Consider the following 24951-nt stretch of genomic DNA (forward strand, 5'->3'; position numbering starts at 1 on the left):
ATCTGGGCGCAAACCCTCTCAATTGGGTCCTCATCTCGGGCTAGCCGCGTGCGCGGGTGTCCGGCAGGACGCCACGCTCACTCGGGTGCAGTGAGGCTGACGATATGGGCCGCCACTGCCCATCCGGTGGCCGTGTAGCTTCCCACCTGCTGCGGGTCGAGGACCGTGTACAGGGTGTCCGCGCCGTGCACGTAGGCCTCGTCGGCAAGCGCCGCCAGAACTGCCGATTCGTATCCCTTCCCGGGGCCCGGCGCTTCGGTCTTCAGATTGCCGATGAAGGCCAGACCGTCCTCGATCCTGATGCGGCCGCTGGCGACCGGATGGTCGAAAACGGATACTTCCACGAGGTCGTAAAGCTCCAGGGGTGCCTGGGCAAGTTCGGCGTTCTCGGGCAGTTCGGGCGCAGAGTTCAGCACGTCCGTGGGGGCGGTGAGCAACACGGCGTCGCCCACGGGAGTCAGGCCCTGGGTGGCGGCGTAGCTCAGGGCAGCGCCGGGCTCGCCGGTGACCAGCGTTAGGACCGCTCCGGGGTGCTGCCGGACGGTCTCCGCCGCACGGTCCGCGCCGGCGCCGGGCCAGCCGAGGATGTACTCCGGATGGGCGTGTTCCACCGCCGCCGCGGTGATCACTCCGGAGTCCTTCGGTGCTGAGGTTTGCCCGCGCACGGCGGCCCAGGCGGCGGCCCAGAGGGGGAGGGTGTCCTGCCAGTCAGCCATGATTTCGTTCTCCTTTGGATCGCTACTTTGAGGATACGGGCGAACCGGCCGGCAGGGACCGGTCCCGGCCGCAAGTGCGCGCCAGTGTCAGGGCAGTGGTGACGATCAGTGCCAGCATGACCAGGCCGAACATCACCACGGCCGAAACGAGCGCCACAGTTTGCAGGACCAGCCCCAGCAGCACAACCGGCAGGGCCATGCCCACGTAGCCGACCAGGAACAGTCCTGCCAGCGCCTCGCCGCGGGTCTCCGGGGCGGAGACGGAGATGACGGTGCCGATCGCAGACTTGAACGTCACACCTACCCCGGACCCGGCAACGATTCCGCCGGCGACCAGCAGCGGCAACGACGAGGCGGCAATGGACACGGTGACCAGAACCAGACCGGAGCCCAGCAGGACCAGGCCGACGACGAACTGCGTGGTCCGAGCCCAGCGGGAGGACAGGACCTGGAACGCCGCCGAGGAGGCAAAGACCACGAAGGCGACGGCGCCGGCCACCACGTGCGAGGTGATGCCCAGCTGCTTGGCCACGAAGGAGGGCGCCAGGGAGGTGAAGAAGCCGAACATGGCGAAGCCGACGAAGGCCATCATGGCCGCCGCCACATACTGTCCGCGTGCGGCGCGGGGGACGACGACGCGCTGCGGCCGGTAGACCCAGGTTTCGTCGACGTTGTTGACGGTCTCGGGGACGGTCACGATCAGCAACAGCCCGGCGAGCAGCAGGAACGCGAACACCACGTACGGAGTGTAGAGCGGCATCGGCACGTACTCGGCGAGGAAGCCGGTGACGAGCGGGCCCAGGCCCAGTCCGCCGATATTGGCGGCGGTGGAGATGACCTCCGCGCGCCGGGACCCGGCGCCGGGGCGTGCCGCACTGTGCAGTTCGGTCATATGGGCGGTGGCCGTTGCTGTTAACATGCCGATGCCGAGACCGGAAATGAACCGGGCCAGCACCAGGCCGGGCAGGTCCGGCCAGACCAGGAAGATCAGCGCCGCGACGACGTTGAGCAGCACGGCCGGGGCGATCACCCGGCGGCGCCCGAACCTGTCCGAAATGTGCCCGGCCAGGAACAGGCTCACCACCACACCCACGGCGTAGGCGGCGAAGATGACGGTGATGGTGAAGGCACTGAACCCACCCCGCTGCTGGTAGAGCACGTACAGCGGTGCCGGCGCGGCGGCGAACGCCATGGTGATCATGAAGACGAACGTGACGATCCAGAACCCGCGTCCATGCCGGCGCCGGTGCGCCTGGCGGGATGAATCGGCACGGAGGGAGGGGGAGGTTGAAGTCTGCGTCATTGCTTCAGTATTGGCTCCCGTTTTACATCGCGTCCAACGTTTATTGACGCTAATTACCATCGTCATCGGCGATAATAACGTTCATGCAGCTTTTTCAGGTTGAGTACTTCATCGCGGTGGCCGAGGCGCTGAGCTTTACCCGGGGAGCCCAGCGGGTCAATATTGTCCAGTCCGCCGTGTCTGCGGGGATCCGCCAGCTCGAACGCGAGCTGGGCGCTGACCTGTTCATCCGCCAGGGCCGCAGTATCCGCCTTACGCCCGCGGGGGAGGCCTTCCTCCCCCGCGCCCGTGCCATCCTGGCCGACGTGCTGGCCGCGCGGGACGCCGTCGACGCCGTCCGCGGGACGGTGCGCGGGACGGTGGCCCTGGGCACCCTGGCCCATGCCGGTTCCATCGACGTGCTGCAAATCCTCCGGACGGTCCGGCGCGACTATCCGGGCATCGTCATCAAGCTGCGCCAGACCGTCCAGGGAACCCGGACCAGCCTGGCCGATGTCCGGTCCGGAGCGCTGGACCTGGCCCTGGTGTCCGTGCCCGAAGAGGCTGCCTCCGGCCTCGAGCTGTACCCCCTGCACACCGAAGGAATCGTCTTTGCCTGCCCGGAATCCCACCCCCTGGCCGGCCGGAAACGCGTGAGTCTGGCCGAGATCGCCGAGGAGTCCTTCATTGACTTTCCCGAGGGCTGGGGCAACCGCACCACAGTGGACGCCGCCTTCGCCGCATCGGGGCTAAGCCGCACGATCCACACCGAAGTGGTGTCCTTCACCATGGCCATCGAGCTGATCCGGGAGGGTCTGGGGGTTGCCTTCCTGCCCGAGTCGGCACTGCAGCACGGCCAGGGCGCGGGCATCCGGGCGATCCACACGCCGCTCGTATGGCGCATCCAACTGGCCCGCTCCGCCGGCCGTCAGCCCACGGCCGCCGAACAGGTCGTCATCGGCGAATGCCGCCACCCAACCGGGGCTCGCCGGAAATAGCTTGCATCCTTGGCCGCCCCCGGGCGGCGCCTTTGTCAAGCCCGTCCCGCGGCATCCCGGCTTTTTCGGCTTTCCCGCTGCTGCGGGTGAGGGCTAGGATCATGCCGATGCCTGCCAAGGAGGAGACCATGGCGGAGCCGCCATAAGAGATGAACGGCAGCGGAACACCGATGACCGGCAGCAAGCCACTGACCATGGCGATGTTGATGATGGCCTGTCCGATGATCCATGTCAGGACACTGCAGGAGAGGACGCGGGCGAAAGTATCCTCGGCCCGGGGGATCGACTTGACGACGGCGACGGCCAGGACGGCGAACAGGCCGAGAACCATCAGGGTGCCGGCGAGGCCGAGTTCCTCGCCCAGAACAGTGAAGATGAAGTCGTTGTGGGCTTCGGGGATCCAGTTCCACTTCTGGCGGCTCTGCCCCAGACCAACACCGAACCAGCCCCCGGAAGCCAACGCGTACGTACCGTTCAAGGCTTGGTAACCGAGTCCTTGGGAATCTTCCTCGGAGGCCGCGCCAAGCCAGGAGGATATCCTGCCCATGCGGTTGCCGCTGGTCGCCGCCAGCACGACTGCAGCTACGGCAGACGTGGCGGCCGCGACCCCAAAGACCTTCATCGATACGCCGCCGTAGAACATGGTGGCCGCAAGGATGAGCATGAGGATCATGGCGGTGCCCAGATCGTGGCCCAGGGCCACGAGGCCCACAATGACCGCTCCCACCGGCAGCAAAGGGATGACCGCGTGCTTCCACTGGCCCAGTAATTTCTCCTTACGGGACAGCACGGAAGCGGCCCAGACGATGAACGCGAGTTTGGCGAACTCCGAGGGTTGAGCGGTGAACCCGGCCACGTACAGCCAGTTTCGGTTGCCGTTGACGGTGAGGCCCAGGGGCGTGAAGACGAGGCCCAGGGACACGACGGCGGCGATGAGCATGGGCCACGCCAGTTTCCGAATGTAAATGACCGGCAGCCTTTCCAGCATCAACATGATGAGAATGCCAGCGATGGTCCACATTCCCTGTTTCAGGGGAAGGTCATAGGGATTGACCCCGGAGGCAACGGACTCGACCGACGAGGCGGAAGCGACTTCGACCAGGCCGACCGCTGCGAGCGTCAGAACGACGGCCAGGATGACGGGCCGCTGCCGGCCGGCGGATTGGTCCGTCAGCCAATTCCAGGTACGGCCCGGTGATCGCCGGGGAAGGTTCCGGCGCCGCAGCGGTTTCTTCGTGGTTGTGGTCATCTCTTCGCTCCGTGGCTTCCGTTCTGGTGTGCACGCACCGATCATCGTATGGACGGGGGTATCCGAAGAGGCTACGTCCGTCTGCGGTCTCGACGGCCGAGCACCGGGGTCCGATGCCGTGTCGAAAGGACGACTACGGCGAAGGGTGAGCCGGCCGGATGCCGTCGGCGCTTGTTCGGCCCCCCCGTGAGGCGGGAATCGCGCATTGTGTGTGCCGCTGCCACGATGCGTCGGGCAAGGATGGTGCATTGGTCCTCGGTAAGCGAGCCGGCACTGGTCGCGGCGGTACCGCGTTCGGAGTCGTGCGCGGTGCTCATGGCGGCCTGCAGGTCCAGTTGCAGGGCGTAGACGTCCGCGGGCAGGTCGGGGCTGATGTTCACCTCATCGCCGAGGTGGCTGCGGACATACGCTTCGGCAAGTCGTTGTTGGATATGTCCGGCTCCAGTTGCGAGGGTCTCGACCGCCTTCTCGAACAGGTCCGCGATGTCGTCGGTGCTTTCGGTGTCCGGGTTCATGCGGTCTTTCCTGTCGTTTGTCCGGCCATGGCGGCGTCGGGGTGGGTGGGGAGGAGGATCCGGTCGGAGTCCGCGTCGTATTCATAGAGCTCGCCGTAGCGGCCCCAGTCGATGGCGGTGTCCAGTTGGGCCCGCGCGTCGGCGTCGCTGAAGTTCCGGCGGAGATCTGCGAGGATTGTTTCGGAGCGGATGGCGCCGTTCTCGCTGCGGCGCAGGATCCTGACGATGTTGCGCACCAGGGGGGCCTGTTCCACTGCGAGGGTCGCGAACTGTTCCTTCGCGCGCAGCAGGTCTGCGGCGGCGTAGCGGCGGCCCTGTTCACTCAAGTGCAGCCGGCCACCCCGGGGGTAAGCGAGTTTGAGCATCTGTGCGGCATCCACCAGGGGCAGCAGGTCATCGAGTTCGTAACGCAGCTCGTCGGCGATCTCGGCCAAGCCCTCATTGCCGCCGCGTGCGGCGAGGAGTTCGAGGAGGCCGCCGAGCTCGCCGGTGCTGGCAGGCGGCAGGGCGGTGTCGAATTCGGTACCTTCAGCGCCGAACGGTGAGAGGCTTTGCGCGGCCGTTAGCGGTTGGCGGGCGCCGCTGGGTTGGCCGGTGAGGATGCTGTAGACCTCGTCGACGAGGGCCTCGAATGCGGCACTGCGGCGGTCCCGGGGCTGCGGCAATGTGATGGCAAGTTCTGCTTTAATCCGTCCGGGGTTGGAGTCCAGGACGATGACCCGGTCCGCGAGCTGGATGGCTTCTTCGATGTTGTGGGTGACGATCAGGGCGCTGCGGGTAGGGATGTCGCCTTCGCTCCACAGGCGCAGGAGTTCCCCGCGGAGGTTTTCGCTGGTGAGTACGTCCAGTGCCGAGAAGGGTTCGTCCATCAGCAGCGCGTCGGGTTCGACCACGAGGGCGCGGGCGAACCCGACGCGCTGGCGCATGCCGCCGGAGAGTTCCTTGGGATAGGCGCTTTCGAAGCCGTCCAGGCCGATCAGATCAATCGCACGGAGGGCGCGTTCGCGGCGGTCCGCGGCCGGGACGGCGCGGGCTTCCAGACCGAGCTCGACGTTTTCCTGCACGGTCAGCCACGGCAGCAGCGCGAAGGACTGGAAGACCATGGCCACGCCTGGGTTCGCGCCGTTCAGGATGGTCCCCTTGTACTTCACGGTCCCATCGCTGGGGGCGGTGAGCCCGGCGATGCAGCGCAGCAGGGTCGATTTACCTGATCCGCTGCGGCCCAGCAGCGCCACGATTTCCCCCTCGTGCAGGGTCAGGGTCACGCCGTCAAGGACGGTCAGGAAGCCGCCCTCGGTCGCGAATGTCATCCCGACGTTCTCCACGGTGATCAGTTCGGTGCCGGCGGTGGTGGGTGTGGTGGTCATGGGTCCCTCCTGGGAGCTGACGGGGCGGTAATAGCCTGCGGGCGGGGTTGGTCTCAGAGGGAGAATCGGGCTTCGGCCAGCCGGTACAGGCGGCGCCAGAAGAGCCGGTTGAGGCCGACAACGAAGACGGACATGACGATTACCCCGACCAGGACCCGGCCCATGTCCCCGGAGCCGGTGGCTTCTGCGATGTAGGAGCCCAGGCCGGTCGCGGTGAGGGTCTGGTGGTTGTAGACGACTATCTCGGCCACGATAGAGGCGTTCCAGGCGCCCCCGGCGGCGGTGATACCGCCTGTGACGTAGGAGGGGAAGATGGCCGGGAGGATCAGGCGCCGCCAGCGCTGCCACCGGGTCACGCCGAAGCTGTCCATCACTTGGCGCAGGTCGGTGGGTATCGCGCTGGCGCCGGCGATGACGTTGAACAGGATGTACCACTGGGCGCCCAGGGACATCAACGCGATCCCGCCGACATCCAGGCTGATATTGGCCGCGACGAAGAACGCGATGATGAAAGGGAAGAGGAAGTTCGCCGGGAAACTGGCCAGCAGCTGCACGACGGGTTGGGCCAGACGGCTGACCCGGGGATTCATCCCGACCCACACCCCCACCGGAACCCATACAAAGGTCGCAACCGCCACGACGACGATGACCCGGGCGAAGGTGAGGGCGCCGAGGGCCAAGGCCTCCTCGAAAGCGTCCAGACCGACACCGTCGTGAAGGAACACCAGAGCATGCCAGACACCGAAGAGCACGGCCGCGCTCACGACGAGAACGAAGACAATGTCCCCGCCGCGGCGGACCAGGACCCGCGTGTGCAGGGGGTGTTCTGCCAGCCCGAACGGACGGGTTAGCGTGTCAAGGGCCCGCCCGGCCGGTGCGGTTGCCCGGGCGAAGGCGTGCGGCAGGCTTGAGCGGCGGAGCGTGTCCAGGACCAGGCTGCGCGGCTTCTCGGCGGCTGCAGTGTCTTCCTGCCGGAACTTTTCTGCCCACGCCACCAGGGGGCGCCAGAACAGAAAGTTGGTTCCCAGGACCATGATCGCCATGGCAAGTATCGCCCACCAGACCCGGCCCAGCTGGCCCTGCTGGACGGCCGCGGCCACATAGGCGCCGACGCCCGGCAGGGCGTAGTCCTGGTTGTTCACCGAGATGGCCTCGGCGGCGGCGAGGAAGAACCATCCGCCACCGAAGCTCATCATCCCGTTCCACACCAGCGGGATCATCCCGGCCGGCACGTCCAGCTTCCAGAACCGCTGCCACTTGGTCAGCCGCATCAGCCGTGCCGCCTCATCGAGTTCCTGTGGCTGGCTGATCAGGGCGTAGTAGAACGCGAACGCCATGTTCCAGGCCTGGGAGGTGAAGATCGCGAAGACCGCCGCGCATTCCAGTCCGAGCATCGAGTGCGGGAACAAGGCAATGAACCCCGTGACGGTCACGGACAGGAAGCCCAGGATCGGCACGGACTGCAGGATGTCCAGGACCGGAAGCAGCACCTTCTCCGCGCGCGGGATCCGGGCCGCGGCCGGGGCGAAAACAAAAGTAAACACGATGCTCGCCCCAAGCGCGACGAACATCCGCAGCAGGGACCGGGCCGCGTAATACGGCAGCTCGGCCGGGTCCGTCGAGACCTGGGCCGGTGCCGAACCGACGTCAAACGGGGCATTCAACGACGGGCCCAGACGCACCAGCAGGAACAGCAGTACCAGCAGGGCGCCGCCGACGAGAAGGTCAACCCAGCGCAGGGCGGGCCAGCGCAGCACACCGGTACTGGGAAAGGAACGAAACAAGGACATGATGGTCTCCGCACGGGACAGCGCCGGCGGGCCGGGACCTCACCGGTTCAGGCAGGGGAGGTTCATCCGTCGGCGGGAAGAGAGGAAGCAGGTTGAGGGGAACACGTGTCTATGCGGTCCGGGTTTCACACCCTCACCTCCCTCCGCTCGCTCCTGCGGCAACGGGCCGCAGGTAACCATCAGTTACCGTCACGGCGCAACAAGGAGAACGGTCCCCGGCTCACCGGCGGGACCTGAAACACCTCCTCGTCAGAGCTTTGGCACTGCACGGCGTGATCCCTTCCCGGCTCAACGCCGACGGGAAGCCACTTGGGGTCACCCCTTAATCCGGGGAGACCTGTCCTGACCGGGAGTGTCTTTCGACAGGAAGGGTCAGTGGCCTGTGTCCATGCAGAAGCCTCACCGAACAAGGTGTTGCGACGCTCCTGACCATAACCGCCGGCACTCACGCCGGTCAACTTCGTCGGCCGGTCCCTAATGGAACATTAACGGTGCCCGGAGATCTCACCCGGACCGGGTCCGCACCCGGGGCGAAGAACCGGCTGCGCTATCGATCGCCGGCACGGATTGCCGGCTTGAGCACTGCCCGGCCTTCGACGACGAGATCGCTGGTGACGGGGCAAACTCGAGCAAGCCTGCGTATGCTCGCAGCATGGACGCAGCAGCACTCCGCCGGATCTGCCTGGGCTTTCCAGGTGCCTTCGAGGACTACCCGTTTGGCCCGGAAACAGCTGTTTTCAAGGTGCGCTCCGCCGTGCCCGGAGGAGCCAGACACGAGGCGAAGGTATTCGCCCTGTCCGCGCTGGATGCTGTGACCTTGGTCGTGAGCTTGAAATGCGAGCCTGCCCTGGCCGAGCAGTTGCGTGCGGCGCACCCGGAAATTACCGCCGCCTGGCACCTGAACAAGCGGCACTGGAACGGGGTCCGGCTGGATGGCTCACTGCCCGATTCCATGCTCCGGGACATGGTCGAAGACTCCTACGACCTGGTGGTTGCGACCTTGAGCCGCCGGCAGCAGGAGCAATTGGGCTGGGCCCGGCTGGCCCGCGGAAACCCGCAACCGTGAGCCGGCCCAGGATCGCCGGCGGCGAGCTGAACTATGCCGGCATTGGCGCCACCGAAACCGGTATCCCGCCGGCGGGCAGTGAGTGGCTCGTCCGGCAGGCCCGCCTGGGCGAGGGGGAAGCGGCCTACCGCCGCGCCGTGCGGGGGCTGCTGACGTGGGAACTGCACCGGCGTGCCGGGCTGCGGGTCCGGGCGGAGTCCGGCGTCGTGGCCTCGGGAACACGCGTGGTGAGCGGCTTCGGCGTCGGTCCGTTCCGGATCAACGCCCCCTGCGAGGTGGTGTGGGTGCACCGTCCCGTCCCCGGCGGCGGCCCGCAGTCCGCAGGATTCGGCTACGGAACGCTGCCCGGCCACCCCGTCCGCGGCGAGGAATCCTTCGAGATTTCACTCGACCCGCACGGGGCCGTGCTGATCACGGTGACGGCCTTCGGCGGCCCGGCCAACCGGTTCTACGCAGCCGGCGGCGCCGTCACGGCCTGGGCGCCGCGGCTGGTCACTTCCCGATACCTTAGGAGTGCACAAGAACTGGCCGCAGGTGTGAACTGAGCAGGAGCAGATCAATGCTGACGCAACAGACCCTTGACCTTCTATGGGACTTCGAAAATCCCGCCCAGTCGGAGGAACGCTTCCGCGCCGCCTGTGCGGACCCGTCCTACGACGCCGACGAGCGGGCCGAGCTTGCCACCCAGCTGGGCCGGGCCATCGGACTGCAGGGCCGGTACGAGGAAGCAGACGTGCTGCTGGACTCGATCGACGGGGAGGAACCGACCGTGGCCGTGCGGGTGCTGTTGGAGCGTGGCCGGCTGCTGAACTCCGGCGGCCACGCGCAGATGGCGGTCCCGCTGTTTGAACAGGCCGCCGAACTCGCCGACCACCTCAGCGAAGAATTCCTCGCCGTGGACGCCCTGCACATGCTGGCGATCGCTGACAGTGCGCACACCGAAATCTGGACCAGGAGCGCCCTGGAATACGCGTCCACAGTGCATGACCTGCGAACCAAGCGGTGGATGGTGGCGCTGCACAACAACCTCGGCCGGACCCTGCACGACGCGGGGCGGTGCGCCGAGGCGATGGTCGAATTCCAACTGGCCGAACAGTGGGCGGAAAGGGTGGGCACCCCACAGCAGCAGGAAGCGGCCCGGACCGCCCTCGCCAGCTGCTGACGGGGCCCGCGCCGCACGGCAGGTCAGCTGCGAGAATGGACAGACTGAAACACCCAGACAGAAAGGCGCAGCCGTGATCTTCATCGTCGTCAAATTCAAGGTCAAGCCCGACTGGTCCGAGCGGTGGCTCGGCCTGGTAGAGGACTTCACCGCCGCCACCCGGCAGGAGCCCGGCAACCTGTGGTTCGAGTGGTCCCGCAGTGTGGAGGACCCCAACGAATTCGTCCTGGTCGAAGCCTTCAAGGACGACGCCGCCGGCGACCACGTCAACAGCAGCCATTTCAAGCAGGCCATGACCGATCTGCGGCAGGCACTCGTCGAAACGCCGTGGATCATCAGCCGCCAGCTCGACGGCGAGGGTTGGGACAGGATGGGCGAACTCGCCATCTGAGCCCGTATCGATACAGTGGGGCCATGTGGATCGGCTGGATCGAATGCGACGTGCTCCTGGGTGACGTTCACAGCCTGAAGGAGAAGCGGTCCCTGATCCGGCCGGTCCTGGCCGAACTCAGGCGCCGCTTCGACGTTTCCGTCACCGAGGCGGCCTACCACGACCAGTACCGGCGCACGGTGATCGGTGCCGGGCTGGTGTCAGCGGACCGGGCACACCTGATCGAGGTGCTGGCCGCCGTCGAACGCTTCGTCGCCGCGCGGCCGGAAGTCGAGCTGCTGAGCGCCCGGCAGCGCGAAATCCGCAGCGACGACTAAGCCCCCCGTCGATTGCTCCGATAACGCCCTTTTGACGCCTCAATACGGCACTTTCGGAGCAACGGATTCGGCCTGTGGATAAGATCAGCGGCTCTTTTGCGGTTCTGTTCTGATGTAGCCATGAAGACCGCCCGACCGCTGCCGGAGGATTTCCAAGAACGTCCCTTCACCGTTGTTGAAGCTGTGGGGGCCGGAGTGTCGCGCAAGCGGCTCCGACACCGCTCCCTGGCAACGCTTGGCAGGGGGATTCGTTCCGCAGGCCCGACGCCGGAGCTTCCATTGCTCCTGCGGGTCCGGCCATTCATTGAGGTCAACGAGCGATGCGCCGCGTCGCACCTCACCGCGGCGGAACTTGGTCTGCTTCCGGCGCGGCGCCAGAAGGAGGGCCCGCAGATGTACCACGTCATCAGACCCGAGGGCGCAGCCCATCTCAACCGGCCACATGTCATCGTGCACCGGATGAAGCTTTACGACGACGAAATTACGCTCCTGGACGGGGTTCCCGTCACCACCCCGGAGCGGACCTGGCTGGATCTAGCCGAAATGCTCACCGTCGATGAACTCATCGTGGTCGGTGATAGTTGCGTCCGGGAGCCCCGGCGTTCGCTGGAGGGACGGGACGTGCCGCTCTGCAGCATCGGGGACCTGCAGCGGATGATCGACCGGCACAAAGGGAAGCGCGGAATTCGGAAGGCCAGGGAAGCGATCACACTCATCCGGGTCGGCTCGGATTCTCCGCAGGAGTCCCTGCTGAGACTTGGCATCGTCCGGGCCGGCCTTCCGGAACCGGAATTGAATGTGCCGATCGTCGACGACGACGGCGCCCGGCACCACGAACCCGACCTCTCCTACCGGAAGTACCGGATCGGGATCGAGTACGAGGGCGAGCACCACGGAGACGGGGCCCAGGTTGTCCGGGACATTGCCCGGTCCGAGCGGTACGCGGCGCTCGGCTGGACCGAGGTCCGGATATCCAAACGCCACATGCACGGTGACGCCAAAGCCGCGGTGGCCAAAGTCCGGACTGCATTGGTCCAGGCCGGCTGGCGCCCGGCCCGATAACCATCGAGTGCTCTGTAGCGGCCGTTTTGAGCGTTCAAAAGGGCCGTTACGGAGCACTCGACGGGGCGCCAGGTGAGGCTACACCGGAAGCGTCAGCCGAAGTACTTCGGCAGCGTCGCCTCGTGCGCTTCGCGGAGGGCGTCCAGGTGCATCGTCTCGACGCCGCTGATCTCGAGCGTGCCGCTCTCGGCATCCACCACCCCGATCCGGGTGTGGGCGAAGCCGCGGGCGGTGCACATGTCCTTGAACCGGATCTCCTCGGAGCGGGGCACGGCCACGATGGCGCGGGCCTGGGACTCCGAGAACAGCGCGGTGAACAGGTCAACGCCGTCGCGGTCCAGGACGTCCTGCAGCGCGATCCGGGCGCCGGTGCCGTAGCGCAGCGCAGACTCCACCAGGGCCGCCGCGAGGCCGCCTTCGGACAGGTCGTGGGCCGAATCGATCATGCCGTCACGCGAGGCGTTGATCAGGATTTCACCCAGCGCGCGCTCGGCGGCGAGGTCAACCTTCGGCGGCAGTCCGCCCAGGTGGCCGCGCAGCTTGGCCCACTCGGACCCGTCCAGTTCAGCCGCGGTCGTGCCCAGCAGGTAGATGGCCTGGCCGTCCTCCCGCCAGCCCGACGGCGTACGGCGGGCGACGTCGTCGAGCTTGCCCAGCACGGCAACCACGGGGGAGGGGTGAATCGGGACGGTTCCGGTCTGGTTGTAGAGCGAGACGTTGCCGCCGGTGACCGGGATCCCTAGCACCCTGCAGGCGTCGGAGAGGCCGCGGATGGCTTCGGCAAGCTGCCACATGACGTCCGGATCCTCGGGGGAGCCGAAGTTCAGGCAGTCGCTGACGGCCATCGGCACGGCGCCCGAGGTGGACACGTTGCGGTAGGCCTCGGCGAGTGCCAGCTGCGCGCCGTGGTACGGGTCAAGGTAGGCGTACCGCCCGTTCGCGTCGGTGGCCAGGGCGACGCCCAGGCCGGTTTCCTCGTCCACCCGCACCACGCCGGCGTCGTCCGGGAACGCCATGGCGGTGTTGCCGCCGACGTAGCGGTCGTACTGGTTGGTGATCCAGGCCTTGCTGCACATGTTCGGGGACGCGACGAGTTCGGTGACCGCTGCGGCCAGCTCAGCGGGCGCGGACGGACGGCCGGCATCCTGCACGGAGCCGGTAAAGGCGTCGGCCTGGACGGCGTCCTGCCAGCCGGGCCGGGCGTAGGGCCGGTCATAGACCGGCCCGTCATGGGCCACCGTGCGGGGGTCGACGTCGACGATCACTTCGCCGTCCCAGGTGATGACCAGGCGCCCGGTGTCGGTCACCTCGCCCAGCCAGGAGTATTCCACGGCCCACTTGTCCATGACCGCCTCGAAAGCGGCGACGTTCTCCGGGGTCACCACGGCCATCATGCGTTCCTGTGACTCGGACATCAGGATCTCGCCCGGCGTGAGCGTCGGGTCGCGCAGCAGGACTGAGGTCAATTCAACCTCCATGCCGCCGTCGCCGTTGGAGGCGAGCTCGGAGGTGGCGCAGGAGATGCCGGCCGCGCCGAGGTCCTGGATGCCCTCCACCAGGGAGCCCTTGAACAGTTCCAGGCAGCACTCGATCAGGACCTTTTCGGCGAACGGGTCGCCCACCTGTACCGCCGGGCGCTTCGAGGGCTTGGTCTCATCGAACGATTCCGAGGCCAGCACGGAGGCGCCCCCGATCCCGTCGCCGCCGGTGCGGGCGCCGAACAGCACCACTTTGTTGCCCTTGCCGGAGGCGTTGGCGAGCCGGATGTCCTCGTGCCGCATGACGCCGACAGCGAGGGCGTTGACCAGCGGGTTGCCCTGGTAGACGGAGTCGAAGACCATTTCGCCGCCGATGTTCGGCAGGCCCAGGGAGTTGCCGTAGCCGCCGATGCCGGCGACGGCGCCGTGCATGACCCGGGCGGTGTCCGGGTGGTCGATGGCGCCGAAGCGGAGCGGATCCATCACGGCCACGGGCCGGGCGCCCATCGAGATGATGTCGCGGACAATCCCGCCGATGCCGGTCGCGGCACCCTGGTACGGCTCAACGTACGACGGCGAGTTGTGCGACTCGATCTTGAACGTCACGGCCCAGCCGTCGCCCAGGTTGGTGACGCCGGCGTTCTCGCCGATGCCCACCAGCATGTCCTTCTTCATCTCCTCGGTGACCTTTTCGCCGAACTGGCGCAGGTGGTTTTTGGAGGACTTGTAGGAGCAGTGCTCGCTCCACATCACCGAGTACATGGCGAGCTCGGCGCCGGTCGGGCGGCGGCCCAGGACCTTGACGACGTCGTCGAATTCGTTCTGTTTCAGGCCCAGTTCGGCCCACGGCAGCTGGGTGTCCGGAGTCTTAGCGGCGTTCGCGACCGTGTCGATGTTGAATTTCTTGGTGGTTTCCGTGGTCACTTGGCGCCTCCCACAATCTTGTTCAGGACGGAGGTGAAGAACGCGAGCCCGTCGGTGTCCGAGCCGCCGGTTCCGGCTGGGCCGGAAAGGACGGGTTCGGGGCCGAAGCCAGCCTCGGTGGCGTGTTCGGGGTGCGGCATGAGGCCCACCACGTTGCCCCCGGGATTCGAGATGCCGGCGATGCCGCGGCGGGAGCCGTTCGGGTTCCAGCCGACGTAGCGGAACACCACCCGGCCTTCGGCCTCCAGCGCGTCGAGGGTTTTCTCGTCCGCGATGTACTGGCCGTCCTGGTTCTTCAGCGGAACGGTGATTTCCTGGCCGGCCGCGTAGTCGCCGGTCCAGTCGGTGGTGTTGTTCTCCACCCGCAGGACCTGGTCCCGGCAGAGGAACTTCAGGTGGTCGTTCTTAATCATCGAGCCCGGCAGCAGGTGCGACTCGGTGAGGATCTGGAAGCCGTTGCAGATGCCCAGCACCGGCAGCTTCGCCGCGGAGTTGGCCGCGTCGATCACCTTGGCCATCAGCGGGGCGAAGCGGGAGATCGCGCCGGCCCGGAGGTAGTCGCCGTAGGAAAAGCCGCCGGGGATGATCACGGCGTCGACGTCGCCAAGGGTCGTGTCGGCGTGCCAGAGTGCCACCGGGGTGCCGCCGGCGAGGCGGACGGCGCGGGCGGCGTCCCGGTCATCCAGGGTGCCGGGGAAGGTGACGACGCCGATCTTCGCACCAGCGAGCTGGCGGGCGTCGGGCGCGTCGGCGGTGGTCCCGCCGATCAGGGGGAGTTCAGTCATGTCAGGCCTCGACGACCTCGACGTTGACGACGTCCTCGATCACCGGGTTCGAAAGCAGGGTTTCGGCGGCGTTGCGCGCCTGGGCGAGGATCTCCTCGGTCACCTCGCCGTCCACTGTCAGCTCGAAGCGCTTGCCCTGGCGGACAGAGCTGAAGGCGGTGAAGCCCAGACGGGGCAGTGCACCCACGATGGCCTTCCCCTGCGGGTCAAGAATCTCGGGCTTGGGCATGACGTCGACAACGATCCGGGGCATCCGGCAACTCCTGTGCATGAGCATTGGGTAAGGGCGCAGCGGAGTAGTGCCGTCTCACGCCGATCCGCTGTGTGAAGTAGACAGGGTGGTCCGGGCGCTCCGCGAGCTTGCATGCCCATTCTACCGGGCGCCGAGCGCCGGGGCGTATTCGGGGCGGCCAGGGGCAGCAGGGACCGGCTATGGCCTCCGCCGGGCGCGCTCAGTAGGATGTGCGCATGGCTGAGAAACCGAGATCCGTGTTGCTTCCCGTGGTTGCCGCGGCTGTCTTTGCGGGTCTGGGCCGCATGGTGCTGCAGAAGATCAGGGCGGACCGCGCCGCGAAGGCCAGCAGCAACGTTGCCGGTCCGCTGGACGACAAGACCCGGGCCTGGATCAGCGAGGTGGTCCGCACGCCCCGCCAGTAGCGCGCCCCCGGACGCATCCTGACCCAAGCCGGGACGGCCACGCCGTCCCGGCTTTGCCATGGCCAAAAACGGACCCCGCTTGTCGAGCTCTTTGACAAAGTTTGGTAAGGGACGTGTGGCCTATGTCATATTCGGCTCTCAGTCTGTACTGTATGACTCGGCTGGTAGACGCGCGGGCACGAGACTCAGCTCCTGTTCCCCGGCCTGTTTCCGCCGTCGCCCCCGGCAAGGGCGCCGGGACCGTTCCTTCTGAAAGGTTCAAATCACTCGTGAAATCACCAGGAAAGAGCTTCCTTCGAAGCGGGGGACTCCGGAGGGCAGTGGCACTGACCCTGGGCTTACCGGTTCTCCTCGCCACCGTCGCCATCACGCCAGCCACCGCAGCACCGGGTTCCACCGTCACCGAAGTGGCCCAGAAAAACACCGACCCCGCCAGCTACCCTGACGGACGCTATATCGTGCTCCTCGCCGAGCAGCCGGCCGCCACCTATGAGGGCTCCGCCGCCGATCTTCCGGCCACGAAGCCCGCAAAGGGCAAAAAACTCGACACCAACAAGGCCGAGGTCAAGAAGTACCGGGCGCACCTGGAAAAGAAGCAGGCAGACGTCGCCGGCCGGCAGAACGTCAAGATGCAGCGCCAGTACTCCGCGGCGGTCAACGGCTTCAGTGCCACCCTGACCACGGACCAGGCCGTCAAGCTCGCGAAGGATCCGGGCGTGCTGGTGGTCGCCCCCGACACCGAGAACACCCCCGACTACTCCAGCACCGATTTCCTCAAGCTCAGCGGTCCCAACGGCACCTGGAACAGCAAATTCGGCGGCCAGGACGGGGCCGGCAAGGGTGTCGTTGTCGGCGTCATTGACACGGGCTACACCCCGGACAGCGCCTTCTTCGCCGGCGAGCCGGTCAAACCGCTGGTCGGCCAGCCCGTCGTCGGCGTCCCGTACCGCACCCCGGACGGCAAGATCGCCATGCTGAAGGCCGACGGCGACACCTTCACCGGAGAGTGCCAGAAGGGCACCGGAACCGGCGCGGCCTTCGACGGGTCCGCCTGCAACTCCAAGGTCCTCAGCGCACACTACTTCGCCGACGACTTCCTGCGCTACGTCCCCGAGGACGAACGCGCCCCGGAGGAGCAGCTCTCCCCGGTCGACGTCGCCAGCCATGGCACGCACACGGCGAGCACCGCCGCCGGCAACGCGAACGTCGAAACGTTCGTCGACGGCCGGAGCTTCGGCCTCACCAGCGGCATCGCACCCGCCGCCAAGCTCTCGATCTACAAGGTGTGCTGGGAGGATACCGATCCGAACACCGGCGGCTGCTACAGCTCCTCCTCGGTGGCCGCTGTGGAGCAGGCCATCGCGGACGGCGTGGACGTCCTGAACTACTCGATCTCCGGATCCGCCACGTCCGTGGTTGACCCGGTCTCGGTGGCGTTCCTGAACGCCGCCGCCACCGGCATCTTCGTGGCCGCCTCGGCCGGCAACTCCGGTCCGACGGCCAGCACGGTGAACCACGGCGCGCCGTGGGTCACCACGGTCGCTGCCAGCAGCTTCTCCCAGGAGCTCCAGGGCACCATCGAGTTTGCCGACGGCAGCAAGTACCGCGGCGCCAGCATCATGAACCGCGAGGTCAAGGACGCCGGTGTCGTGCTCGCTGCCAATGCGGCTGCCGCCAACGCACCGTCCTCGCCCGCGCTCTGTGGACCGAACACCTTGGACCCGGCGAAGGTCGCCGGCAAGGTCGTCGTCTGCGACCGCGGAGTCGTTGACCGCGTCGCCAAGAGCGCCGAGGTCGCCCGCGGTGGCGGCGTGGGCATGATCCTGGTCAACCTGACCAACTCCTCGCTGGACACCGACCAGCACTCCGTACCGACGGTCCACGTCAACCCGCCGGCCACGCAGGCCATTAAGGACAAGGTCGCAGCCACCCCGGGCATCAAGGTCTCCCTGGTCAACAAGGACACCACCGGCCTGCCGCTGGAGGCCCAGCCGCAGATCGCCGGCTTTTCCTCCCGCGGCCCGCTGCTCGCCACCGGCTCAGACCTGCTGAAGCCCGATGTTGCCGCTCCCGGCGTTGCCGTGCTGGCCGGCGTCTCGCCGATCGGCTCCGACGGGGCCAAGTTCGGCTTCATGTCCGGCACCTCGATGGCGGCCCCGCACGTTGCCGGCTTCGGTGCGCTGCTGCTGGGCAAGAACCCGGGCTGGTCACCGGCCACGGTGAAGTCCGCCATGATGACCACCGCCTCCGACGTCAAACTCGCTGACGGCTCCAAAGACACCGACGTCCACGCTACCGGCGCGGGCGAGGTCGATCCGGCCCGCATGGTCGACCCCGGCCTCGTCTACGACGCCGGCACCGAGGACTACCTGAAGTTCATCCAGGGCACCGGCGTCGACCTGGGCCTGAAGTCCAGCACCAAGGCCCGGGACATGAACGTTCCCTCCTTCGCGCTTGGCAACCTCACCGGCAAAATCGAGGTGACCCGCACGGTGACCGCACTGACTCCCGGTGTCTACAAGGTCTCCGCCAACGTCCCGGGCATCAAGGTAAGCGTCGCTCCGGCCGCGCTGAACTTCAAGGCAGCGGGCGAACAGCGCACCTTCAAGGTCACCTTCGAAAACCAGGGTGCGGTGCTTGGCAAGTTCGCCATGGGCTCGCTGACCTGGGAGGCCGCCGGCAAGACCGTCGCTTCGCCGATTTCGGTCCGGCCGCAGGCTGTCGTGGCGCCGAAGGATGTCACTTTCACAACCCAGTCGGCGAACGGCTCCGGCGATATCACGGTGGTGTCCGGGACCAACGGTTCGACCAGCATGACGCTGGACGGACTCTCCAAGGCGGACTCCTCCGCCGTGGAGCTGGTGCCGGGTCCGTTCACGGGCCGGGCCGACGCCTCGACGTTCGTCAAGAGCGTACAGGTCCCGGCAGGAGTGCCGCTGGCGAAGTTCTCGGTGCTGTCCTCTGACCCGAACGCGGACTTCGACATGTGGGTCGTCACGCCCAGGGGCGTCGAACAGGTGGCAACCTCATCGTCGAGCGAGTCGCTGTCCATCCCGAACCCGGCCGCAGGCCAGTACACGATCTACGCGAATCTGTACTCCAGCCCGGGCGGCAAGGCAACCAAGGCGTCCGTCGAGGCGGCCGTGCTGGGCGCCAACGTGGGGAACGCGACGCTCTCGCCGAACCCGTTGAAGCTGACCAACGGCAAGGCCGGCAAGGTCACGCTGAAATGGACCGGGCTGGCCGCCGGCTCCTACATTGGCCGGGTGACCTTCGCCGGCGCGAGTGAGCCGACCTTCGTCAACGTCGTGGTGACCCCGGCCGGAACCGCCGCCGTTGCCCCGCCCGCGGAGGACCAGGCCAAAAACGCAGGCCCGGGTGACGAAGCCGGTACCGGCGACGCGGCGGCGCTCGAACAGGGCGCCAAGGTGAAGAAGGAGCAGGCGAAGGTCGTGAGCCCGGCCGTGGCGCCGGCCCCGAACAACGCCATCTAGCACCCTTGAGCTAAAACGGCAGTGGCCGGCGGGACACCCCGCCGGCCACTGCCGTTTTCGTGCCCCGGCCGGGCCGCCGGTTTCAGGCCGCGCCGGTCGACCCCGCTGTGCCGCCCAGCAGTGGCGCCATGGACCGCCAGCGCGCGATCTCGCACCCGTCCGTGCGGCTGAACCGGGTATGCACCTCGCGGCCACGGAAGTGCCCGGTCACCACTGCAACCTGCGGGCCCCCGTATTGCTGGGTACAAAGCCTCGGCGGTCCGGGCTGGGGAAAGAACGTCTCCTCGCCGTGCAACTGAAGGGCTTCAAGCGCTGCGGCGGGATCCGGCAGGGTGGACCCGGCGGTGGACCCGGCGGCGTCGGCGACCAGACGGAAACTGTACTCCGGACCTCCGGGCGCTTCCGTAAGCCGGATGGTGAGGTCGACGTCGGGCCGGTGGTCCGATCCGTCCGTTCCCTGGGGTGCGGTCATGGCCGTCCTTCCTTTGGCGCAGCGGCAGGGCCGCCGGCGGACGCCAGCAGCGGAGAGAGGGCCTGAAGCAGCCGGCCGCGCAACTCCTGCGACTCGGCGCTGAAGGCCCGCTGCTGCTCCACGTAGTCGGCCTTGCCATCGGGGGTCTCGATCCGGATCGGGGGATAGCCCCACTGGCTCAGCTCGTACGGGGACGCGCGCATGTCCATCGCGCGGATCCGCCAGGAGAGTTCGAAGCAGTCCATGACGAGCTCACCGGGCAGCGCCGGTGCGAGCTTGTAGGCCCACTTATACAGGTCCATGTTGGCGTGCAGGCAGCCCGGCTGTTCCATAGTCCGCTGGTTCTCCCGGCTGGGTTCCAGCGTGTTCAGCGGGACGGCATCCGGGGTGTAGAAACGGAACGCGTCGAAGTGCGAGCAGCGGATGCGGTTCTGCTCCACCACCCGGTCTGTCTGCTCGGGGCCCAACCGCAGCTGCAGGTACTCGTGGCGCCGTTCAAACTTATCCTGGCGGTAGACCATCGCCCATTCGTGCAGCCCGAAGCAGCCGAACTGTGCCGGCCGGGCCGCCGTCCCGGCCAGGATGATGCCGGCGAACTGGACCGCGTCGCGCCGCTCCGCGAGGAAGCGGGCGACGTCGACGGTCACCGCGTCGGTTCCCGGCGGCAGCCCGGCGGCGGCCAGTTCGCCGTCGTCGGGCACGCGGTAGTACTTCCAGTCGGAACGCGCGGCCGCCGCACGCCCGGACAGCACGACGCCGGCCCCGGGGTGCCAGCGCAGCAGCTGGCCGGGCTTCTGCGTGTAGTAGGTGAAGAGGAAGTCCTCCACCGGGTGCTTGCGGCCGGCAGAGCGGCGGGCGAGGTAGGGGTCCGAGTAGGTCCGGACGCGCTGCTGGTGGGCGGCCTCGCGCCGCTGCCAGTCGTCCTGCCGGAGATGCTGCAGTTTAGACAGCCCCGTTTGTTGAGCCGAGGACATCCTTGGCCGCCTCCCACCTGGCGATTTCACACCCGTCGCGCAGGCTGAATTTGGCGTCCACCCCGATCCCGTCCACCGAGCCGGTGACCTGCGCCTCGGCAGGCCCGCCCATCTGCTGGGTGCAGGCCTGGTTGGCGGGCCGCGGGGCGGGGCTGAGCAGGGCGGCATTGTTCTTCAGCGCGGTGCAAGCAGCGGCCGCGGCGGGGTGCTTGCTTTCTGCGGCCGGGAGGCCGTTCCGGCACACCAGCGTGTAGTTGACGGCCTGGGCGCCGGGGGCGGGCTTGATCGCGATGGCCAGCTCGGCGTTGCCCTGGCCGGGACCCGCCGTCGGGGCGGCGGCGGAGGGTGACGGTGCCGGGACAGTGGTCTGGGCGTCGGCCGACGGGGTGCCGGCGGACGGGGTGGCTGGTCCGGGCGTCGCGGAGGCGGTGGCCGATTGCGTGGCGGTCCCAGGGCCTGATCCGGGACCCGGGGAACAGGCCGCCAGGCCGGTCGCCGCCATCAGGGCGAGCATGGCAGGAAGCAGGATCTTGCGCATGGACGGTTCTCCTTGGTTTCCCTCATTCTAGTGCCGGCCGGCTCCGGTGCCGCTCGATTCTAGTGCCGGGCGCGGGCGGCAGCAGGGGCCGGCTCGTGGGACGGCGCGCCGGGCACGGGTGCGTCCATCACCCCGGTGGCGGCGATGAGCCGCATCATCGAGGTGTGCAGCTCGGCTACCTCCGCCCGGGTCAGGCCAAGCCGGGCCATCATGGTGCCGGGCACCGCTGTGGCCTGCTGCCGGAGTGCCGTGCCGGCCGGGGTTAACCGGATGGCAAGGCTGCGCTCATCGCCCTCTGCCCGTTGCCGGGTGATGAAGCCGGCCGCCTCCAGGCGCCGCAGCAGCGGGGAGATGGTGGCGGGGTCCTGGGCGAGGGCGGCGCTGATGTCCCGCACGGAACGCGGGCTCGATTCCCAGAGGCAGAGCATGACCAGGTACTGCGGGTGGGTGAGTCCCAGCGCGTCGAGGACCGGTTTGTAAGCGCCCACCACACTGCGTGAGGCGACGGTCAGGGCAAAGCACAGCTGGTGCTCCAGCAGGAGGTCGTCGGCCACGGGTGCGGTTCCGGCGGCAGTAGACATCCGGTCCTCCTCAGATAGTTAGGGCGTTAATCATTAGCGTACACTGGCAGTACGAACGGTTCGAAGGAGTAGGTAGCGATGTCCAAGGAAAACGCCGTCCAGCGGTTTATGCGGGCGACCGGCAAGCTGCGGGTCATCATCGGCCCGGCCAGCCGCACCTCACTCGGACACGAGATGACCGAACAGAACCGCCAGCTGCTGGCCCAGCGCGAAGCCGAGGCCCAGCAGTGGGAGACCCTCCGGCGGCCGGACGGCAGCACTTACGTGGTCCCGCGCAATCCTGAGGACAAGTCCCTGCGCTAAGCCGGACACTGCCCATGCCTTTTACTGCCGCGGGGCGTAAAATGGGGGCACCGGCGCGGAACGCGCGCCGTCGTTGCGCCGCTTGACCTGCCAGCAGGAAGGGGGTGGAAATGTGGCACATGCACTGAGGATCGCCACGCTGCGTCAGCACCTGCACCCGTCGTCCTGGGCATGGTTCCTGTTCGGGCCGGCTTCGAGGGGGGACTACGCCTCGCCGGTGGTGCACTCACACGATGATTACGAGCGGGCGTCCGAGTCCGAGCTGGCCGGTTTTGAAGTGGAAACCGACTCGCAGGGTCATCACTACGCCGTCCGCCGGGAAGACCTTCCAAAGGAGCAGGTCTGACCGAGCGGAAGCGTGCCAGGCAAACGTCCGGAAACAGGAAAAGGGAGCGGCAGCGCCGCTCCCTTTTCTGCCTGCTTTTCTGGCTGCCGTTCCGGCCGGGCGTTCGCTGCCCGGCATGCAGGGTTGGGCGTTAGCGGCCGGTGTGCAGCGTTGGGCGTTTGCGGCCGGTGTGCAGGGTTGAGCGTTAGCGGCCGGTGCCGCCGTAGACCGTTGCCTCATCCTCGCTGTCCAGGCCGAACGCCTTGTGAATGGCGCGGACGGCGTCGTCGAGCAGGTCGGCGTGGGTGACGACCGAGATGCGGATTTCCGAGGTGGAGATCATGTTGATGTTGATCCCGGCCTCCGAGAGCGCCGCGAAGAACCGTGCGGAGACGCCCGGGTGCGACCGCATGCCGGCACCGATCAGGGAGAGCTTGCCGATCTTTTCGTTGTATTCGATATTTTCGAAGCCGATCTCGGCTTGTGCTGCGCGAAGGGCATCCAGGGCGTCGGCACCTTCGACGATCGGCAGGGTGAAGGAGATGTCCGTCCGCCCGGTGCCGTGGGTGGAGACGTTCTGCACGATCATGTCGATGTTGGAGTGCGAGTCCGCGATGACCTTGAAAATGGCGGCGGCCTTGCCGGGGATGTCGGGAACGCCGACCACGGTGACCTTGGCTTCGGAACGGTCGTGCGCAACGCCGGAGATGATTGGCTGCTCCAAGGCAACTCCCTCTTGAATGGTGATCGGGTCGTCGGCGCTGGGCAGGACCCAGGTGCCTTCGTGGGTGGTGAACGATGAGCGGACATGCAGCGGCACTCCGAAGCGGCGGGCGTATTCCACACAGCGCAGGTGCAGGATCTTGGCGCCGGACGCGGCGAGTTCGAGCATTTCCTCGCTGGAGATCCGGTCGATCTTCCGCGCCGAGGCTACCACCCGGGGATCGGCGGTGTAGATCCCGTCGACATCGGTGAAGATCTCGCAGACGTCGGCGGTCAGGGCGGCCGCCAGGGCCACCGCCGTGGTGTCTGAGCCACCTCGCCCCAGCGTGGTGATCTCATGCGTGGTCCGGCTCATACCCTGGAATCCGGCGACGATGGCGATGTGCCCCTTGTCCAGGGCGGTCCGGATCCGGTGCGGGTCGACGTCGATAATCCGGGCTTTGCCATGGATGCCATCGGTGATCATGCCGGCCTGGGATCCGGTGAAGGACTGCGCCGAGGCGCCGTACTTGTTGATGGCCATGGCCAGCAGGGCCATCGAGATCCGCTCCCCGGCGGAAAGGAGCATGTCCATTTCCCGGGCGGGGGCCGAGTCGGTCACCTGGGCGGCGAGGTCCAGGAGTTCGTCGGTGGTGTCACCCATGGCCGACACCACAACAACCACCTCGTCGCCGGCGTTGTGCGCGTCGACCACGCGCCGGGCCACCCGCTTAATGCCTTCCGCGTCCGCCACGGAGGAACCGCCGAACTTTTTCACCACCAGGTGCTTGGTGGGGGGCGGAACGGCAGCCAGCCCTTGCGGCTGCGGTCCGGGGCGGACTTCGGTAGTGGGCAAACTCATGCGCGCACCCTCACTGGATCATCGGGGTTCTGGGCGAAGCCATCAAACGGCGCAACCAAACGGCGCGACGGCAACTTCTCAGCCAAGTTTATCGCCGCCCGGTGCCGCGCGTTGAATTGTGACCGAAAGCCCGTCCGGGCTCGGCGGACATGTCCATCCTTTGGCGCCAGGCGTGGGCATGCTCGTTGGCTCGGCGGGCATGTCCATCCTTTGGCGCCAGGCGTGGGCATATTGCCATTATGTCCACTCTTGATCGGGCCCGATGGGCATGCCCAGCCGACGCCGCCTTGGGAGCAGCTCAGGTCAGGGCGTTGCGGCGGCCCTCGAAGGCCCGTCCCAGGGTGACTTCGTCGGCGTATTCAAGGTCCCCGCCGACCGGGAGGCCCGATGCGAGCCGGGTCACGGTAATCCCGATCGACTTCAGCATCCGGGCGAGGTAGGTTGCGGTGGCCTCGCCTTCGAGGTTGGGGTCGGTCGCGATGATGATCTCTTGGATGGCACCGTCATTGAGCCGGGTGAGCAGCTCGCGGATCCGCAGCTGCTCCGGGCCGATCCCGGCGATCGGGTTGATGGCCCCGCCGAGCACGTGGTACCGGCCGCGGAACGAACGTGTCCGTTCCACAGCCAGGACGTCCTTGGACTCTTCCACCACGCAGATGACCGCTGGGTCGCGGCGCGGATCCCGGCAGATGTTGCACAGTTCCTGCTCGGTGACGTTTCCGCAGACGGTGCAGAACTTCACCCGTTCCTTGACCGTAGTGATGGCTTCAACCAGGCGCTTCATATCCTGAGGGTCTGCCTCGAGGATATGGAAGGCGAGCCGCTGCGCGGACTTGGGCCCCACGCCGGGAAGGCGTCCAAGCTCGTCGATCAGCTCCTGGACTGCACCTTCGTACACAATTTCCTCGTTCGTTTGGGGGAGCGGCGGCCGGGCAGGCCGC

At 67.3% G+C, this 24951-nt stretch carries 26 protein-coding genes and 1 riboswitch; of the genes, 11 read left to right on the forward strand and 15 right to left on the reverse strand.

The annotated features are described in order from the left end of the window. Positions 1-77 precede the first annotated feature (77 nt). Both AC3ANP_RS07095 and AC3ANP_RS07100 read right to left on the reverse strand, forming a co-directional pair. Entirely contained in the window at positions 78-716 is a 639-nt protein-coding gene (locus tag AC3ANP_RS07095; protein WP_488332623.1) for a hypothetical protein, read from the reverse strand. A 22-nt stretch (positions 717-738) separates the two neighbouring features. Continuing rightward, on the reverse strand, positions 739-2019 hold the full coding sequence (locus tag AC3ANP_RS07100; RefSeq protein WP_488332624.1) for an MFS transporter: 1281 nt from the start codon (positions 2017-2019) through the stop codon (positions 739-741). Between the two features lie 83 nt (positions 2020-2102). Here AC3ANP_RS07100 and AC3ANP_RS07105 point away from each other — a divergent pair, with 83 nt between their 5' ends. Next, positions 2103-2996: a LysR family transcriptional regulator gene (locus AC3ANP_RS07105; protein ID WP_488332625.1), complete on the forward strand. Its 894-nt coding sequence runs from the start codon at positions 2103-2105 to the stop codon at positions 2994-2996. On the opposite strand, the gene ftsW is transcribed toward AC3ANP_RS07105, so the two are convergent. The 4 genes from ftsW to AC3ANP_RS07125 form a co-directional block, all read right to left on the reverse strand. Continuing rightward, positions 2953-4245 (reverse strand): putative lipid II flippase FtsW, encoded by a 1293-nt coding sequence (ftsW, locus tag AC3ANP_RS07110; protein ID WP_488332626.1) that lies wholly within the window; start codon positions 4243-4245, stop codon positions 2953-2955. The genes AC3ANP_RS07105 and ftsW overlap by 44 nt on opposite strands. 71 nt (positions 4246-4316) lie before the next feature. Beyond that, on the reverse strand, positions 4317-4760 hold the full coding sequence (locus AC3ANP_RS07115) for a hypothetical protein (RefSeq protein WP_488332627.1): 444 nt from the start codon (positions 4758-4760) through the stop codon (positions 4317-4319). Next, entirely contained in the window at positions 4757-6127 is a 1371-nt protein-coding gene (locus AC3ANP_RS07120) for an ABC transporter ATP-binding protein (RefSeq protein WP_488332628.1), read from the reverse strand. The genes AC3ANP_RS07115 and AC3ANP_RS07120 overlap by 4 nt, the downstream gene beginning before the upstream one ends. Before the next feature lie 53 nt (positions 6128-6180). Continuing rightward, complete coding sequence (locus AC3ANP_RS07125; RefSeq protein ID WP_488332629.1) at positions 6181-7917, reverse strand: ABC transporter permease; 1737 nt, start codon at positions 7915-7917, stop codon at positions 6181-6183. A 235-nt stretch (positions 7918-8152) separates the two neighbouring features. Beyond that, a riboswitch (M-box (ykoK) riboswitch) is annotated at positions 8153-8335 on the reverse strand. A 234-nt stretch (positions 8336-8569) separates the two neighbouring features. Here AC3ANP_RS07125 and AC3ANP_RS07130 point away from each other — a divergent pair. The 6 genes from AC3ANP_RS07130 (at position 8570) to AC3ANP_RS07155 (ending at position 11915) form a co-directional block, all read left to right on the forward strand. After that, a complete protein-coding gene (locus AC3ANP_RS07130; RefSeq protein WP_488332630.1) occupies positions 8570-8983 on the forward strand; it encodes an MmcQ/YjbR family DNA-binding protein in 414 nt (137 codons plus the stop codon). Further along, on the forward strand, positions 8980-9528 hold the full coding sequence (locus AC3ANP_RS07135) for a DUF1990 domain-containing protein (protein ID WP_488332631.1): 549 nt from the start codon (positions 8980-8982) through the stop codon (positions 9526-9528). The genes AC3ANP_RS07130 and AC3ANP_RS07135 overlap by 4 nt, the downstream gene beginning before the upstream one ends. A 14-nt stretch (positions 9529-9542) precedes the next feature. Beyond that, positions 9543-10145 (forward strand): hypothetical protein, encoded by a 603-nt coding sequence (locus tag AC3ANP_RS07140; protein WP_488332632.1) that lies wholly within the window; start codon positions 9543-9545, stop codon positions 10143-10145. 73 nt (positions 10146-10218) lie between these two features. After that, complete coding sequence (locus AC3ANP_RS07145) at positions 10219-10536, forward strand: putative quinol monooxygenase (RefSeq protein WP_488332633.1); 318 nt, start codon at positions 10219-10221, stop codon at positions 10534-10536. Positions 10537-10559: 23 nt separating this feature from the next. Beyond that, complete coding sequence (locus tag AC3ANP_RS07150; RefSeq protein ID WP_488332634.1) at positions 10560-10853, forward strand: DUF503 domain-containing protein; 294 nt, start codon at positions 10560-10562, stop codon at positions 10851-10853. A gap of 120 nt (positions 10854-10973) precedes the next feature. After that, positions 10974-11915 carry a type IV toxin-antitoxin system AbiEi family antitoxin gene (locus tag AC3ANP_RS07155; protein ID WP_488332635.1) on the forward strand — a complete coding sequence of 314 codons (942 nt, stop codon included), beginning with the start codon at positions 10974-10976 and terminating at the stop codon, positions 11913-11915. A gap of 92 nt (positions 11916-12007) precedes the next feature. On the opposite strand, the gene purL is transcribed toward AC3ANP_RS07155, so the two are convergent. From purL to purS, 3 genes are read right to left on the reverse strand one after another with little or no spacing between them, the layout of a single operon-like run. Beyond that, positions 12008-14317 carry a phosphoribosylformylglycinamidine synthase subunit PurL gene (gene purL, locus AC3ANP_RS07160; RefSeq protein ID WP_488332636.1) on the reverse strand — a complete coding sequence of 770 codons (2310 nt, stop codon included), beginning with the start codon at positions 14315-14317 and terminating at the stop codon, positions 12008-12010. Beyond that, positions 14314-15102: a phosphoribosylformylglycinamidine synthase subunit PurQ gene (gene purQ / locus AC3ANP_RS07165; RefSeq protein ID WP_488332637.1), complete on the reverse strand. Its 789-nt coding sequence runs from the start codon at positions 15100-15102 to the stop codon at positions 14314-14316. Before purQ ends, purL begins: the two co-directional genes overlap by 4 nt. 1 nt (position 15103) lies before the next feature. Next, positions 15104-15355: a phosphoribosylformylglycinamidine synthase subunit PurS gene (gene purS, locus AC3ANP_RS07170; RefSeq protein ID WP_011690410.1), complete on the reverse strand. Its 252-nt coding sequence runs from the start codon at positions 15353-15355 to the stop codon at positions 15104-15106. A 215-nt stretch (positions 15356-15570) separates the two neighbouring features. Between purS and AC3ANP_RS07175 the strand changes: the two genes are divergently transcribed. Together AC3ANP_RS07175 and AC3ANP_RS07180 are read left to right on the forward strand one after the other, a co-directional pair. Continuing rightward, positions 15571-15759, forward strand: coding sequence for a hypothetical protein (locus AC3ANP_RS07175; protein ID WP_488332638.1), 189 nt, complete (start codon positions 15571-15573; stop codon positions 15757-15759). Positions 15760-16079: 320 nt separating this feature from the next. After that, positions 16080-19253, forward strand: a complete 3174-nt coding sequence (locus tag AC3ANP_RS07180; RefSeq protein ID WP_488332639.1) for a S8 family serine peptidase — start codon at positions 16080-16082, stop codon at positions 19251-19253. A gap of 82 nt (positions 19254-19335) precedes the next feature. On the opposite strand, the gene AC3ANP_RS07185 is transcribed toward AC3ANP_RS07180, so the two are convergent. From AC3ANP_RS07185 to AC3ANP_RS07200, 4 genes are read right to left on the reverse strand one after another with little or no spacing between them, the layout of a single operon-like run. Then, positions 19336-19725 (reverse strand): serine protease inhibitor, encoded by a 390-nt coding sequence (locus AC3ANP_RS07185; RefSeq protein ID WP_488332640.1) that lies wholly within the window; start codon positions 19723-19725, stop codon positions 19336-19338. Then, on the reverse strand, positions 19722-20699 hold the full coding sequence (locus tag AC3ANP_RS07190) for a 3-methyladenine DNA glycosylase (protein ID WP_488332641.1): 978 nt from the start codon (positions 20697-20699) through the stop codon (positions 19722-19724). The genes AC3ANP_RS07185 and AC3ANP_RS07190 overlap by 4 nt, the downstream gene beginning before the upstream one ends. After that, complete coding sequence (locus tag AC3ANP_RS07195) at positions 20668-21237, reverse strand: serine protease inhibitor (protein ID WP_488332642.1); 570 nt, start codon at positions 21235-21237, stop codon at positions 20668-20670. The genes AC3ANP_RS07190 and AC3ANP_RS07195 overlap by 32 nt, the downstream gene beginning before the upstream one ends. A gap of 59 nt (positions 21238-21296) precedes the next feature. After that, positions 21297-21818 (reverse strand): MarR family winged helix-turn-helix transcriptional regulator, encoded by a 522-nt coding sequence (locus AC3ANP_RS07200; protein ID WP_488332643.1) that lies wholly within the window; start codon positions 21816-21818, stop codon positions 21297-21299. A 78-nt stretch (positions 21819-21896) separates the two neighbouring features. On the opposite strand from AC3ANP_RS07200, the gene AC3ANP_RS07205 reads away from it, so the two are divergent. Both AC3ANP_RS07205 and AC3ANP_RS07210 read left to right on the forward strand, forming a co-directional pair. Then, positions 21897-22121, forward strand: a complete 225-nt coding sequence (locus AC3ANP_RS07205) for a hypothetical protein (protein WP_488332644.1) — start codon at positions 21897-21899, stop codon at positions 22119-22121. A 130-nt stretch (positions 22122-22251) separates the two neighbouring features. Continuing rightward, positions 22252-22467, forward strand: a complete 216-nt coding sequence (locus AC3ANP_RS07210) for a hypothetical protein (protein WP_488332994.1) — start codon at positions 22252-22254, stop codon at positions 22465-22467. Positions 22468-22651: 184 nt separating this feature from the next. Here AC3ANP_RS07210 and AC3ANP_RS07215 read toward each other — a convergent pair whose 3' ends face one another. After that, the gene (locus tag AC3ANP_RS07215) at positions 22652-24010 is read right to left on the reverse strand and encodes an aspartate kinase (RefSeq protein ID WP_488332645.1); all 1359 of its coding nucleotides are present in this window, start codon (positions 24008-24010) and stop codon (positions 22652-22654) included. 298 nt (positions 24011-24308) lie between these two features. Next, positions 24309-24908: a recombination mediator RecR gene (gene recR, locus AC3ANP_RS07220; RefSeq protein ID WP_488332646.1), complete on the reverse strand. Its 600-nt coding sequence runs from the start codon at positions 24906-24908 to the stop codon at positions 24309-24311. Between the last annotated feature and the right edge of the window lie 43 nt (positions 24909-24951).

It is taken from the genome of Arthrobacter sp. JB02-1C (assembly GCF_057748045.1).